Here is a 13,748-nt window from a genome sequence, read left to right on the forward strand (position 1 = left end):
ATGGAATTATTGAACAGGCAGTTTGTCGAGGCGGAAACCCATCCAGAAAAGGTGCTCCAATTTGGGACAGGCGTGCTGCTCCGTGGATTGCCGGATTATTTTATTGAGAAAGCTAATCAAGCAGGCTTGTTTGGCGGACGCATCGCTGTGGTGAAATCGACCGACCGGTGCAACATCGATCCCTTCGAGCAACAGGATAACCTGTATACCATACATATAAAGGGAGTGGAGCGTGGGCGCGATGTGCAGGAGGTGTTGCTGGTGTCGGCCATCAGCCGGGTAATCCCTGCCGCTAGCGAATGGGAGACCGTGTTGGATAGTGCCCGGAATCCGGCGTTGGCAGTTGTTATATCCAATACCACGGAGGTGGGAATCGTACTCGATGAGCAGGACGATCTGTTTGCGTCGCCACCCACCTCTTTTCCCGGTAAGTTGGCGGCGGTGTTGTTCGAGCGGTTCAAGATGTTCCACGGGGCGGAAGATAAGGGGTTGGTGATTCTCCCTACCGAACTTATTGACAATAACGGCGTGACCTTGCGGGATATCGTTATCACCTTGGCGGAGCGCAATCAACTCGGGTCCGATTTTATCGATTGGTTAAAAAACGACAACCATTTTTGCAATACGCTGGTTGATCGGATTGTGCCGGGTAGTTTGGGAGTGGCTGAACGGGCGCAAGCCGAGCGCCAATTGGGTTACAAAGACCGATTGGCCATTATGGCCGAACCGTTCTGCCTGTGGGCGATTGAATCTTCCCATCCGCGCGTATCGGAAGTGCTTTCCTTTGCGGTGGCAGACAGCAGGGTCGTCATTACGCCCGATATCCGGAAATTTAAAGAGCTGAAAATCCGTCTGCTTAATGGTAGCCATACGTTCGCATGTGGGTTGGCCATACTCGCCGGGTTTGACACCGTGAAGGAAGCGATGGCTAATCGCGGATTTTTGAACTATGTGAAGCGGTTGATGCATCGTGAAATCATCCCCACCTTGGTGGAGATAGGGATTGATAAAGCGGAAGCGGCAATATTTGCGGATCAGGTCATCGACCGGTTCAGTAACCCTTACCTCGAACACCAATGGGAAAGCATTAGCACAAATTTTACCTCAAAGATGCGCGCACGGAATATGGCAACGCTAGAAAGACGGGTGAAGGCAGGAGTGGGCAGCGGCGCGGATTACATGGCCTTGGGGTTTGCTGGCTATCTAAAAAAGGGCGGTGCCGACCCCTATCCCTTGTTGGCAGATTGGGAAAATGACCGGATTCCCTGGGGCGATTTCCTGTCATCGGTTAAGAAGTATTTGGCGCAGCTGCAGCAACGGCCGGCAATGGACGTGCTTGACGAGTTGAACAGACAAAATGAAAGCGGAAACTGACCTGAATTTACCATTGATAAAAAGATGAAGGATTTTCTGGACGAACAGTTCTTATTGAACACGAAGACGGCGCAGTCGTTGTACCATGATTATGCGGCTGATATGCCAATCATAGACTACCATTGCCACCTGCCGCCACAACAGATTGCCGAAAATACGCAGTTTGATAACATAACTCAGGTATGGCTCAATGGCGACCACTATAAATGGCGTGCCATGCGTACGAATGGGGTGGATGAAAGCTATATCACCGGCGATAAGCCCGACCGTGAAAAATTCCGGAAGTGGGCAGAAACGGTACCTTATACCTTAAGGAACCCGCTGTACCATTGGACACACCTGGAGCTGCAACGCTATTTCGGCATTTCCGAATTGCTGGGACCGGAGACGGCCGATCGCATATTTGATGAGACCACCGAGAAATTGAAATCGCCCGAATACCGCGTGCGGGGCCTATTGAAACGGATGAATGTCAAGGTAATCTGTACCACCGATGACCCGTTGGATAATCTGGGCTATCACCGTGCATTGGCGGAAGAAGCGTACGACCTTCCGGTTTACCCGGCGTTCAGGCCCGACGCCGCCATGGATCTGGGAGACACGATGAAATTCAATAACTATGTTTCGAGGCTGGCGGAGGCGACCAACAGGTCGATCACCCATTTGGCTGATTATGTGGCCGCCTTGAAGGAACGGCATGACTTTTTCGCCACCATGGGTTGTACGGTGTCTGACCACGGGCTGGAAGAGATTTATGCCGACGACTACACGGCCGACGACATTGAACGTGTTTTCAAGGCCGCGATGAACGGCAATCAGGTATCGCCACGAGACCATCGCCGGTTCAAGTCGGCCATGTTGTACTTATTTGCACAATGGGATGCTGAAAAAGGGTGGGTGCAACAGTATCATTTGGGTGCCCTGCGGAACAACAACTCGCGGATGATGCGGCATTTGGGGCCCGATACGGGCTGGGATTCTATTGGCGACTTCAGTCAAGGACGAGCGCTCTCCGCATTCTTGGACCATCTTGATCGCGATGACCAGTTAGCCAAAACCATTTTGTATAACCTCAATCCGGCCGACAATGAACTGATGGCTACCATGATTGGTAACTTCAATGATGGCTCGGTGCCCGGTAAAATCCAATTTGGCTCGGCATGGTGGTTCCTTGACCAAAAGGACGGTATGATCAAGCAAATCAATGCGCTGTCTAACATGGGCCTGCTAAGCCGGTTTGTGGGGATGCTCACCGATTCGCGGAGCTTCTTGTCGTTTCCACGGCACGAGTATTTCCGGCGGTTGCTATGCGACTTGTTTGGGACGGAAGTTGAAAACGGCGAATTGCCGAATGACAAACAGTGGATAGGACAGGTGATACAAGACATCTGCTACAACAACGCCAATCGCTACTTTGGTTGGGAAGCATAGGTCCGCCCCAATCGCACGAAAACGATTTCGTGAAAATTACGCGTATTCCGTAGAAGGGTAATTGATTTATCTTCCTATATTTGGACAACGTAAACGTTTACGCTTGCATAAATCTAAGACATTTGAGACGAAAATTATGGTGTCGTTGCGTACATATACACACGGGAAGACTTTAGCCTGTATCATTGGTGTTTTGATGTTGGGCTCACTGGTATCCTGCCGAGAGACAAATAACGTAAAAGTCATTAAGCTGGGGCACGGACTGGATGTTTCCCATCCTGTTCATGCAGCCATGGTCTACATGGGGCAGCGGCTAGCCGAAAAATCGGATGGGCGTATGCAGTTGAAGATATATCCCAGCCAGCAGCTTGGAACAGAACGGGAATGCTTGGAGTTGCTTCAAATCGGAAGCCTGGGAATGACCAAGGTGTCCGTCGGTGTCCTGGAAAATTTTGTGCCGGATTTCAAGTTGTTCGGTTTACCTTTTCTCTTTCGGGATAAAGAGCACGCGCATAAGGTGCTCGATGGCGAAATAGGGAAAGAGTTATTGGATGCAAGTGTTGGGGTCAGGCTAAAGGGGATGGCTTTCTATGATGCCGGTAGCCGGAGCTTTTATACTAAGAAACCCATAAATACACCGGAAGACCTGGAAGGATTGAAACTGCGCGTTATGGAAAGCCAGACCGCTATGGACATGGTACGAAACCTAGGCGGATCGCCAACACCCATTTCTTGGGGAGAATTGTATACGTCTCTACAACAGGGTATTGTGGACGGAGCAGAAAACAACCTGCCGAGTTTTTATCTTTCTCGCCACTACGAGGTCTGTAAGTACTATGTTATGGACGAACATACGATGCTTCCCGATGTGCTTCTAATCAGCACGTCCATATGGGACGGCCTGAATGACCAGCAGAAACAGTGGCTGGAAGAAGCAGCGCAAGAGTCCATTCCCTACGAACGGAAAGGGTGGCAAGAAGCTGAAAGCCACGCGCTGGAAGAGATCAAGAAAGCAGGGGTGGAGGTCATTTATCCGGATAAAGAACCGTTCCGGGAAAAAGTGTCCAGAATGTATGATGATTTCAAACGAGACGTACAATTAAAAAGGCTCATTGATGCGGTGCAGGCAAACTAATTCGAATATATTATCGCAGATGAATTCAATTGTAAAAGATAATGAAGAAAAAATTAGATAGGTTTCTCGAGGTATCGCTCGTGTTCCTGCTTAGTATTCTGGTGGTCGCGGTGGTGTGGCAGGTGTTCTCGAGGTACGTACTTAATGCGCCAAGTTCGGTAACGGAAGAAATAGCCCGGTTTTTACTGGTCTGGGTGGGGATTTTGGGAGCTGCGTACGGTTCAGGACAAAAAGACCACTTGGCCATCGATATTTTACCGGCCAAACTGGATGAGAAGAAACAGCGAAAACTCAAGGTAATTGTAAATGCATTGATTATCCTATTTAGTATATTGGTGTTTATTATCGGTGGCGGCCGGTTGGTCTATCTCAATCATATCCTGGGGCAGACTTCGGCTGCGCTGCATTTGCCGTTGTCTTGGGTATACATGGTTGTCCCGCTTAGCGGTATTGTGGTTCTTCTTTACAAATGGATGGAAATTAAAAACCCCGAGAAATCTTTGATATGATTACTGAGATACTTATACTGCTTATATCATTCGTGTTGTTGTTAGCTATCGGCACACCGGTAGCGTGGAGCATTGGCATATCGAGCGTAGCTACGATGCTGGTGACTATCGATACGCTTCCGGCGTTTACAACCGTTGCGCAGCGGATGGCCACTGGGTTGGACAGTTTTGCATTGCTTGCTATCCCTTTCTTCGTGCTGGCAGGGCAGATCATGAACCAAGGAGGGATAGCACAACGGCTCATTGCCTTTGCTAAGGCGATTGTCGGCTCGTTGCCGGGCGGACTTTCGTACGTGAATGTCATCACAGCGATGTTGTTTGGCGCGATTTCAGGTTCGGCCCTAGCGGCCACCTCGGCAATAGGCGGTATATTGGGTCCCCATATGAAAAAGGAAGGATATTCCACTGAATTTGGTGCGGCATTGAATGTGACGTCTTCCACAACCGGGCTTATTATTCCGCCCTCCAATATTCTTATCGTATATTCTTTGGCAAGTGGAGGAGTGTCGATCGCTGCCTTGTTTATAGCCGGGTATCTTCCGGGCATCTTAATGGGCGTGGGCCTCATGCTGGTTGCTGCGGTATGGGTCAGGAAAAAAAAGTACGCTTCTGGGGAAAAATCATCGCTAAAGAAGGTGTCACGGACGTTCATAGACGCATTTCCCAGCCTTTTCCTGTTGGTGGTGGTTATCGGTGGTATCGTAACCGGGGTATTTACGGCAACGGAAGCCTCTGGTATTGCTGTAGTGTATAGTTTGACGCTCGCTTTCGTGTATCGGGAGATGAATGTGAAAAAACTCTATACCGTTTTCCTCAGCTCGGTGCGGACGAATTCTGTTGTGATGCTGCTTATTGCCACTTCGATGGCGATGTCTTGGGTGATGTCTTACGAAGATATCCCACAATCTATGAGCAGTGTTCTACTGGGGTTGAGTGATAATAAATATACAGTCCTCCTCATCATCAACCTGATTCTCCTGTTTGTGGGGATGTTTATGGATATGACACCCGCTGTGTTGATTTTTACACCAATTTTTCTTCCGGTGGTAGTGGACCTTGGCGTCGATCCGGTCCACTTTGGCATTATCATGGTCATGAACCTTTGCGTAGGCTTATGTACGCCTCCAGTGGGCTCGGTGCTGTTCGTTGGGGTTGGTATCGCAGGGACTACCATACAGAAAGTACTGAAGCCATTGATTCCGCTTTTTGTCGTCATGATTATCGTGCTACTTTTGGTGACGTATATTCCGGGGATCAGCTTATGGCTGCCGGGGCTGGTGGAATAAATAAGTTGGAATAAAACAACAAGGCCTCCAGATGTTTCATCTGGAGGCCTTGTTGTTTTAATATGCAGACGACCGCTCTTTACCAACGGCTTTTTTCCCGACGTTTGCCAGAGAAATTACCACCACGGAACCCGCCGCCGCCTTGCTCGCGCCTGCGGCGATTTCCGCCTTCTCCACCTCCACCGTTTCGGAATGAACGACCGCGTTTTTCTCCGCGACCCTCACTGTGTCCTTCACCGGCATTTTCCACCCGTACCGAACGTCCGTTGAAATCAACGTTTTGGAATCCGCTGAAGACCTTGTCGACCGAGGTGTTTTCCACTTCAAAGAAGGTATATACGCCCTTTAGATCGATTTTTCCGACCGCTTTCCCGCTGATTTGCGTATTGTTGCAGATGTAGCCCAAGATGTCGCCACGGCTGAATTCATCTACCGAACCGAGGTTGATGAACAGCCGGGTATAGTCTGACCTGTACCCGCCACGGCCGGAGCGTTCTGCTCTGCCGCCACGATCAAATCCCCCGCGTGCTTCGCTAGCGTCCACATTGAGGTCGGGTGCGTTTTGGTAGTATTCCAAAAAGCGGTTGAATTCGAGTGACGCAAACCGTTTGATAATGTCTTCTTTGCTCAGCTCACCCAAACTTTCCATAATTTTGGGTAAATATGGATCGATGTGGTTATTGTTAACATCCACGTCGTTTACCTTGCTGATAAGTGCAAACAATTGCTTTTCGACAACGGCATCAGCTTTCGGTACTTCCATCTTGGTGAAGGATTTGCCGATTACCTTTTCGATCCGACGAATCTTACCTACCTCTTTCAGGTTGATCAACGAAATAGAGATACCTGTTTTTCCGGCGCGGGCTGTACGTCCACTGCGGTGGGTATAGTTTTCGAGCTCGTCGGGCAGGGAATAGTTGATTACGTGGGTCACGTCGTTCACGTCGATGCCGCGTGCGGCAACGTCTGTGGCAATGAGCAATTGCAAGCTGCGGTCGCGATAGCGTTTCATCACCTTATCGCGTTGTTGCTGCGAAAGGTCACCATGCAACGAATCCGCATTATAACCGTCTTTGATCAACGATTCGGCAATTTCCTGGGTCTCGATTTTAGTACGGCAAAATACGATGCCGAAAATCTCGGGGTTGGAATCCACGATACGTTTGAATGCAGCGTACTTGTCGCGTGCGCGGATAACGTAATAATGGTGCTCGATGTTGGCATTTCCCGTGTTTTTGGTGCCCATGGTTAGCTCGAAAGGATCGGTCATGTATTTTTTCGCGATCCGGCGAACCTCTGCGGGCATGGTGGCTGAGAACAACCACGTTTTTTTGTCTTCGGGAGTCGTAGACAGAATATTGTTGATGTCTTCCTGAAAGCCCATGTTGAGCATTTCGTCGGCTTCGTCCAATACTACGTAACGTACATTAGAAAAATCAATGGCTTTGCGGCCAATGATATCGAGCATACGACCAGGTGTGGCAACTACAATTTGCACACCGCGACGGATCTGACGCAATTGGTCGCTAATGCTCGCGCCGCCGTAAACGGCTACAACATGTACATCAGGGAGGTTTTTTGCGTACTTCTCAATGTCTTTGGAAATCTGCAAACACAACTCACGTGTAGGGCATAGAATCAATGCCTGTGGGTGTTTTTGAGAAAAGTCCAACAATTCTAACAAGGGCAGACCAAATGCTGCGGTTTTGCCGGTACCGGTTTGAGCTAATCCGACAAAATCGTTGCTGCCTGCAAGTAATACGGGAACGGCTTGTTCCTGGATAGGAGTGGGGGTTTCAAACCCTAACTCTGAGATGGCATTAACAATATCATGACGGATCCCCAATTCAATAAATGGGTTCATGAATATTTTATATACAATAGGCACTATTGCCTAAGGCGGTGCAAAGGTACATCTAATCTATTGAAATTCAAAGCTAAAAATAAAAAAGATAAAAGGCAGCCCATGTACGCTTGGGCCGCCTTTTCCTAGGTGGTGGGTCGCGCCGGTTAGTACAGCGTGAACTCAACGCGACGGTTTTCTTGCCGACCTGCCGCGGTATTGTTGCTCGCAATGGGCTGGTTCGGCCCGTATCCGGTGGCCTCAATGCGTGATGGGTTAGCTCCTTTACTTACCAGGTACGCTTTTACCGATTCGGCACGCTCTTTGGATAGCCGCATGTTGGTCTTCATCGACCCCGTATTGTCGGTATGGCCGGCCAATTTTAAACTGAAGTTCTTCTCGATAAGGAGCGCAGCTACTTTGTTGAGGCTGGCATGTGATGCCGAACGGATGGTGGCTTTCCCAAGATCGAACTCGAGGTTTTGGATGGCTTCATCCACCACACGGCGGTCATCGTCGGTTACGACAACCTTCTGTACAACCGGCGCTTTTGGTTCGGGTAGCGGGCAGCCAGCACCATCAACTTTTGTTTTTTCGGGTGTATCCGGACATTTATCGTAGCGATTGGCCACGCCATCGCCGTCGTCATCGGCCAAGTCGGCATACAGCCGCTCAACCTGCTCCTGCAATTTGGTGTTTTCTGCTTGCTGTGCTTCCAAAGCTGCTTTTTGTGCGACTATCTCGTCGTATTGAGCTTGGTAGTCCCGCTGCATGGCCGATACCGGATTGCTGTTGCCCAAAAAAGGCTTGATCTTATCGCCCAATGCAAATTCAACCCCTAGATGGGTGTACGAGAAGATGTCTTTGGAACCACCGGTACCTACGCCGTCGAAATTTGTCGATTGAACAAGGTTGAGCCGATAGCCGAGATCGATAGCGATATCGGGGGTCACCGCAAACTTAAGTCCTACACCGCCGGGAACGAACAACTTGGTGGTTTTTTCGTGTGTAATCGTGGTGCCATTGATTATTGCGGTCGGCTCAAAGGCAAAAGCTCCTAATCCCACATTGACGTAGGGTTTGATAATGCCTTGGTGGTGCCGCCAGTTGATGTTGGCCAAGGTTATGTTGCCGGAGATCGCGATAGACCAAGGCATCTTGGTTTCGAAGTGGTTATCATTGTTCTCATATGCGCCGGACACTTTGCCGCCTATATATTCTGCTTGAATGCCGAAGCCCGGTAGGATTTGCCGTTTTACATACAGCCCATAGCCGAGGCTTTGTTCGGTTTTGTCAAACCTGCGGCGCAGGCCGATCAAATTGGATTGGTTGAGCAGGCCTACGTGGGCCCCGATCGACCAGGTACGGTATTCGGATTCCGGTGCGAAGGGTTTGACATCGTTGATAACAGGTGTTTGCGCCATCAACTGGGTCGAAGCCAGGATGCCTATACCGGCTAGTAATCCTGCTATGGTAAACTTTTTTTTCATTGGTTGTACTTGTTTAATGCAATGCTTTGATTTTGCAAGCTGTTGTGCAATTAACGCGCCAGTTTTGCGCGAATCTCTACTACCTGCTCAGATTGCAAGTACAGCCAATTTTGACTAAGTTTGCACCAACATATCAAACGTTATTTTTCGATGACAAGCAGGGAAATCCGCGAAGCTTTTTTGGCTTTCTTCACTGGTAAAGGCCACCAAATTGTACCATCAGCTCCAGTGGTAGTAAAGAACGACCCTACGTTGATGTTTACCAACGCGGGCATGAACCAGTTCAAGGATATCTTTTTGGGGGAAGCGCAAGCGTCCAATTCCCGCGTAACGGACACGCAACGCTGCCTTCGGGTGTCTGGAAAGCATAACGACTTGGAAGAGGTGGGGATTGATACTTACCACCATACGTTGTTTGAGATGCTGGGCAATTGGAGTTTCGGCGATTACTTTAAAAAAGAGGCGATCGCGTGGAGTTGGGAACTGCTCACCGAAGTGTATAAGCTCGATCGCGACCGGTTGTATGTGACCATCTTTGAGGGAGACGCCACAGATGGACTACCCGAAGATGAGGAGGCGTACGGATACTGGCGAGAGTTGGTTCCCCAAGACCGTATCCTCATGGGTAACAAGAAAGATAATTTTTGGGAGATGGGCGATACGGGGCCGTGCGGCCCCTGCTCGGAGATCCACGTGGATTGCCGGCCGGACAGTGAACGTCGTGCCGTAGACGGGAAAACCCTGGTCAACGCAGACCACCCGCAGGTTATTGAGGTATGGAACCTGGTATTCATGCAGTTTAACCGGCAGAAAAATGGTTCGCTCAAACCGCTTCCGGCCAAACACGTGGATACCGGCATGGGCTTCGAACGATTGGTGCGTATTATCCAAGGTAAACGTTCCAATTACGACACGGACGTGTTCCAGCCCATGATTGGTTATATAGCCGATAAGACGGGAATCCCTTATGGGAAAGACGAAAAAACCGATATCGCCATGCGTGTGATGGTCGATCATGTCCGCGCCGTAAGCTTTGCGATTGCCGACGGTCAGTTGCCGTCTAACAATAAGGCGGGGTATGTGATCCGCCGCATCCTCAGGCGTGGCGTACGCTATGCCTATACCTTTCTTCATTTCAAAGAACCCTTTTTGCATGAGCTGGTACCGTTATTGGCCAAGCAATTTGAGGGAGTGTTTGACGAATTGATCGCGCAGCAGGATTTTGTGCAGAAAGTCGTGCTCGAAGAAGAACAGTCCTTCCTCCGCACACTGGTAGCCGGTGTGCACCGCTTTGAGCATTACGTTGCGGAGCACCGTGCAATAAGCGGCGCTTTTGCATTCGAACTCTATGATACGTTCGGCTTTCCGATCGATTTGACGGAATTGCTGGCGCGAGAAAAGGGGGCATCGGTAGATATGGCGGGGTTCCATGAGGCCTTAAATGAACAGAAGAACCGTTCTCGGGCCGCAACGGCCATTGATGCAGATGATTGGGTGGTTTTGCGGGAGGGAGATGCCGTCGATTTTGTGGGGTATGACCGTCTGGAATGTGATACGGAAATCCTTAAATACCGCAAAATCACCGCCAAAGGCAACAATCAATACCAAATTGTACTTGCGGCAACACCTTTTTATGCAGAAGGTGGTGGGCAGGTAGGCGATACGGGACTATTGATAGGTGGCGATGGTAGTCGGCCTATCACGGTGACGGATACGAAGCGGGAAAACGGGCTATGGGTACATTATACCAAGGAGCTGCCCGGTAATCTGCAAGAAACATTTCTTGCCAAAGTAGATGCGGCCAAGCGCCGGGATACGGAAGCCAATCATTCGGCAACCCATTTACTGCATGCTGCACTAAAACAGGTGCTGGGCGATCACGTGAACCAAAAAGGGTCTTTGGTCAATGCCAATTACCTGCGTTTCGACTTTTCGCACTTTGCAAAGGTAGGCGACGAGGAGTTGACACGGATCGAACGGATAGTGAATGCAAAAGTCCGCGAGAACATCGCGTTGAAAGAAGAGCGCGGCGTGCCATTCCAGCGGGCCATCGAGGCAGGGGTAACGGCGCTGTTCGGCGAAAAATATGGTGACGAAGTACGGGTGATTACATTCGATGACGGATTTTCGAAGGAATTATGTGGCGGCACCCACGTGCGTGCGACGGGCCAGATCGGTTTTTTCAAAATTACTTCGGAAAGTGCAGTCGCAGCAGGTGTGCGGCGCGTGGAGGCAATCACCGGCGTTGCCGCTGAGCAATTCGTGCACGAGCAAAGTCGCGTGGTTCACAAAATCAATGAATTACTGAATAACCCCAAAGATTTTGTCTCGGCACTCGACCGGTTGCTGGAAGAAAATAGCTCCCTGAAGAAAGAAGTGGAGCAAGCGCTGGTTGATAAAGCGCTTCAGCTGAAAGGTGAGCTGGTGGGCAAAGCGCAGGATATCAATGGTGTAAAGGCCATTATAGCACGGGTAAACCTGCCTTCTGCAGATGCGGTGAAGACATTGTCATATGCGTTGAAAGGCCAGCTCGATAATCTTTTTCTCGTATTAGGTACCGATATCGGCGGAAAGCCCGGGGTCACCGTCGTCATTTCGGATGCGTTGGTGAAAGAGCGCAACTGGAATGCGGCGACCATTGTGCGCGAGTTAGCTAAGGAAATAAACGGCGGTGGTGGCGGACAGCCTTTTTATGCCACGGCAGGCGGTAAAAATATAAGTGGTTTGGATGGGGCTTTGGCTAAGGCCAAGGCGTATGTGCAGGCTGGGGACCATATAGATTGAAAGTGATGAATAGATTGAAGGTAATCCTCGGATGGGTCGTTTTATTATTGTCTTCCTGCACCGGTGATGAGGTGTTTGTTATCGACGGACAGGTGCTCAACGCCCAGCGCATACAAACCGTGGTGCTTTATGAGGGTGAGCGTAAACTGGACTCGGTTTTTCTCGACGAGCAAGGTAGGTTCAAACTGCAGCGTGCGGCATCGCACCCCCGGTTGCTTACCCTGGAAGCCGGCCAAAGCAGGTATCATCTCATTCTCCAAAACGGCGATCGGATATCGTTCCTGGCCGACCTTGCTAAGCCGGCGGATACGTATGAAGTGACGGGCTCGCCGCTTTCGAGCAAGATCAAGCAATTTGCGGCGACGTTTGCCGAAAAAGAACGGTTGCAGGTTGAATTGGAGGAATCTTTTGCAGAACAGGCCGTCGGATTGGATGACACTGCGCTGATGACGCTGCGACAGCACTTTTTGCAACGGTACCGCGAGCAGGTGGCCGATTACACGGGTGCAGCGGTTCGCTTTGCCGATGAACACGACGACCTCGCCGGGTTCTATGCCATGACGACGCTCGATACGGAACTGGCCGAAGGCGAGCTGATTGCCTATGCCGACCGTATTACCGGCCGGTGGGATGACAACGCCCGGGTACGACGCTTCCTCGAGGAAATGGCCCGGTTGAAGGTGCTGGCGATCGGACAGCCTGCGCCCGATTTTGAATCGCTCACACCAAACAACCAACCGGTAAAGCTTTCTGATTTCAAAGGTAAATACACCTTGGTTGATTTCTGGGCATCGTGGTGTGTGCCCTGCCGGCAAGAGAACCCAAATATTGTGGCGCAGTATCATCGGTTTAAGGACCAAGGTTTTACCGTGCTTGGCGTTTCATTAGACGGTAACCCCGGTGCATGGATGCGGGCTGTCGAGGCCGATGGCTTGGCGTGGACGCAGGTTTCTGATTTGCAGCAATGGGGCAGCGAAGTGGTGGGCTTATATCGTATACAAGCCATACCCACATCATATCTCCTAGACCCCGATGGTATCATTATAGCCAAGAATCTGCGTGGTCCGGACTTGGCAGCTTTTCTGGAAAAGACATTCGAATAGCATACATTTTGCATGACGAACGGTGGGGTTTAATGATTTGTTAATATTGATTTAACCATTTGTTGCCCTTATGTACATATTTTAGCAGAAAAATAACACCATGAGTTCCATAAAGCAAAAGATACTGGTCGTGGACGATGAGCCCGATATCGTGGAGTTGATCGCCTATAACCTCAAACGGGAGGGGTATCAGGTATATACCGCCACTAATGGGCAGGAGGCTGTAACCACTGCCAAGAAAGTGATGCCGGATTTGATCATATTGGATGTCATGATGCCCAAAATGGACGGGATAGAGGCCTGTCGTATCATGCGCGCCATGCCCGAATTCAAGAGTACATTTATGGTGTTCCTCACTGCCCGAAGTGAAGAATATTCTGAAATCGCCGGCTTTAACGTGGGCGCCGACGACTACATTGCGAAACCCATCAAACCGCGCGCGCTTTTAAGCCGTATCAACGCGATCCTTCGCCGGAATATGCAAAACGAAGAACCCGTGGATGAGAAACTGGAAGTCAAGGATCTCGTTATCGATCGGGAGGCGTTTCTCGTGTTTAAAAACGGCGAAAAAATTGTTCTAGCCAAGAAGGAGTTCGAATTACTTTACCTATTGGCCTCCAAACCGGGGAAAGTATATACGCGGGAGGCCATCCTTAAGAACATCTGGGAAGATGCCGTAGTGGTAACAAACCGAACGATCGATGTACATATACGTAAACTACGAGAAAAAATCGGTGAAGATTATGTCGCTACGGTGAAGGGGGTAGGGTACAAGTTCGAACACTAGCTACAT

10 protein-coding genes are annotated in these 13,748 nt (G+C 49.9%); 8 read left to right on the top strand and 2 right to left on the bottom strand.

Annotated elements, in window-relative coordinates; translation table 11 throughout:
- From U9S71_RS04430 to U9S71_RS04450, 5 genes are all read left to right on the top strand, one after another.
- The gene (locus U9S71_RS04430; RefSeq protein ID WP_326325558.1) at positions 1 to 1,374 is read left to right on the top strand and encodes a tagaturonate reductase; all 1,374 of its coding nucleotides are present in this window, start codon (positions 1 to 3) and stop codon (positions 1,372 to 1,374) included.
- A 24-nt stretch (positions 1,375 to 1,398) separates the two neighbouring features.
- Positions 1,399 to 2,805, top strand: coding sequence for a glucuronate isomerase (gene uxaC / locus U9S71_RS04435; RefSeq protein WP_326325560.1), 1,407 nt, complete (start codon positions 1,399 to 1,401; stop codon positions 2,803 to 2,805).
- A gap of 103 nt (positions 2,806 to 2,908) precedes the next feature.
- Positions 2,909 to 3,940, top strand: a complete 1,032-nt coding sequence (locus tag U9S71_RS04440) for a TRAP transporter substrate-binding protein (RefSeq protein WP_326325562.1) — start codon at positions 2,909 to 2,911, stop codon at positions 3,938 to 3,940.
- Positions 3,941 to 3,981: 41 nt separating this feature from the next.
- Positions 3,982 to 4,449 carry a TRAP transporter small permease gene (locus tag U9S71_RS04445; protein WP_326325563.1) on the top strand — a complete coding sequence of 156 codons (468 nt, stop codon included), beginning with the start codon at positions 3,982 to 3,984 and terminating at the stop codon, positions 4,447 to 4,449.
- Positions 4,446 to 5,735, top strand: coding sequence for a TRAP transporter large permease (locus tag U9S71_RS04450; RefSeq protein WP_326325565.1), 1,290 nt, complete (start codon positions 4,446 to 4,448; stop codon positions 5,733 to 5,735). The genes U9S71_RS04445 and U9S71_RS04450 overlap by 4 nt, the downstream gene beginning before the upstream one ends.
- Positions 5,736 to 5,814: 79 nt before the next feature.
- On the opposite strand, the gene U9S71_RS04455 is transcribed toward U9S71_RS04450, so the two are convergent.
- Together U9S71_RS04455 and U9S71_RS04460 are read right to left on the bottom strand one after the other, a co-directional pair.
- Positions 5,815 to 7,599, bottom strand: a complete 1,785-nt coding sequence (locus tag U9S71_RS04455) for a DEAD/DEAH box helicase (RefSeq protein ID WP_326325567.1) — start codon at positions 7,597 to 7,599, stop codon at positions 5,815 to 5,817.
- A gap of 146 nt (positions 7,600 to 7,745) precedes the next feature.
- Positions 7,746 to 9,068, bottom strand: coding sequence for a DUF6089 family protein (locus tag U9S71_RS04460; protein WP_326325569.1), 1,323 nt, complete (start codon positions 9,066 to 9,068; stop codon positions 7,746 to 7,748).
- Between the two features lie 150 nt (positions 9,069 to 9,218).
- On the opposite strand from U9S71_RS04460, the gene alaS reads away from it, so the two are divergent.
- From alaS to U9S71_RS04475, 3 genes are all read left to right on the top strand, one after another.
- Positions 9,219 to 11,852, top strand: a complete 2,634-nt coding sequence (gene alaS / locus U9S71_RS04465) for an alanine--tRNA ligase (RefSeq protein WP_326325571.1) — start codon at positions 9,219 to 9,221, stop codon at positions 11,850 to 11,852.
- A gap of 5 nt (positions 11,853 to 11,857) precedes the next feature.
- Entirely contained in the window at positions 11,858 to 12,955 is a 1,098-nt protein-coding gene (locus U9S71_RS04470; RefSeq protein ID WP_326325572.1) for a TlpA disulfide reductase family protein, read from the top strand.
- A 100-nt stretch (positions 12,956 to 13,055) separates the two neighbouring features.
- Positions 13,056 to 13,742: a response regulator transcription factor gene (locus U9S71_RS04475; RefSeq protein ID WP_326325574.1), complete on the top strand. Its 687-nt coding sequence runs from the start codon at positions 13,056 to 13,058 to the stop codon at positions 13,740 to 13,742.
- Positions 13,743 to 13,748 lie beyond the last annotated feature (6 nt).

Origin of the sequence: Parapedobacter flavus, from assembly GCF_035818675.1 — a bacterium.
Taxonomy (GTDB): Bacteria; Bacteroidota; Bacteroidia; order Sphingobacteriales; family Sphingobacteriaceae; genus Parapedobacter; species Parapedobacter flavus.

Excerpts from the sequence above, each read along its gene's own strand:
- U9S71_RS04460 (WP_326325569.1), bottom strand. The coding sequence starts at position 9,068 with ATGAAAAAAAAGTTTACCATAGCAGGATTACTAGCCGGTATAGGCATC.
- U9S71_RS04455 (WP_326325567.1), bottom strand. The coding sequence starts at position 7,599 with ATGAACCCATTTATTGAATTGGGGATCCGTCATGATATTGTTAATGCC.
- U9S71_RS04475 (WP_326325574.1), top strand. The coding sequence starts at position 13,056 with ATGAGTTCCATAAAGCAAAAGATACTGGTCGTGGACGATGAGCCCGAT.
- U9S71_RS04445 (WP_326325563.1), top strand. The coding sequence starts at position 3,982 with ATGAAGAAAAAATTAGATAGGTTTCTCGAGGTATCGCTCGTGTTCCTG.
- U9S71_RS04430 (WP_326325558.1), top strand. The coding sequence starts at position 1 with ATGGAATTATTGAACAGGCAGTTTGTCGAGGCGGAAACCCATCCAGAA.
- alaS (WP_326325571.1), top strand. The coding sequence starts at position 9,219 with ATGACAAGCAGGGAAATCCGCGAAGCTTTTTTGGCTTTCTTCACTGGT.
- uxaC (WP_326325560.1), top strand. The coding sequence starts at position 1,399 with ATGAAGGATTTTCTGGACGAACAGTTCTTATTGAACACGAAGACGGCG.
- U9S71_RS04470 (WP_326325572.1), top strand. The coding sequence starts at position 11,858 with ATGAATAGATTGAAGGTAATCCTCGGATGGGTCGTTTTATTATTGTCT.
- U9S71_RS04450 (WP_326325565.1), top strand. The coding sequence starts at position 4,446 with ATGATTACTGAGATACTTATACTGCTTATATCATTCGTGTTGTTGTTA.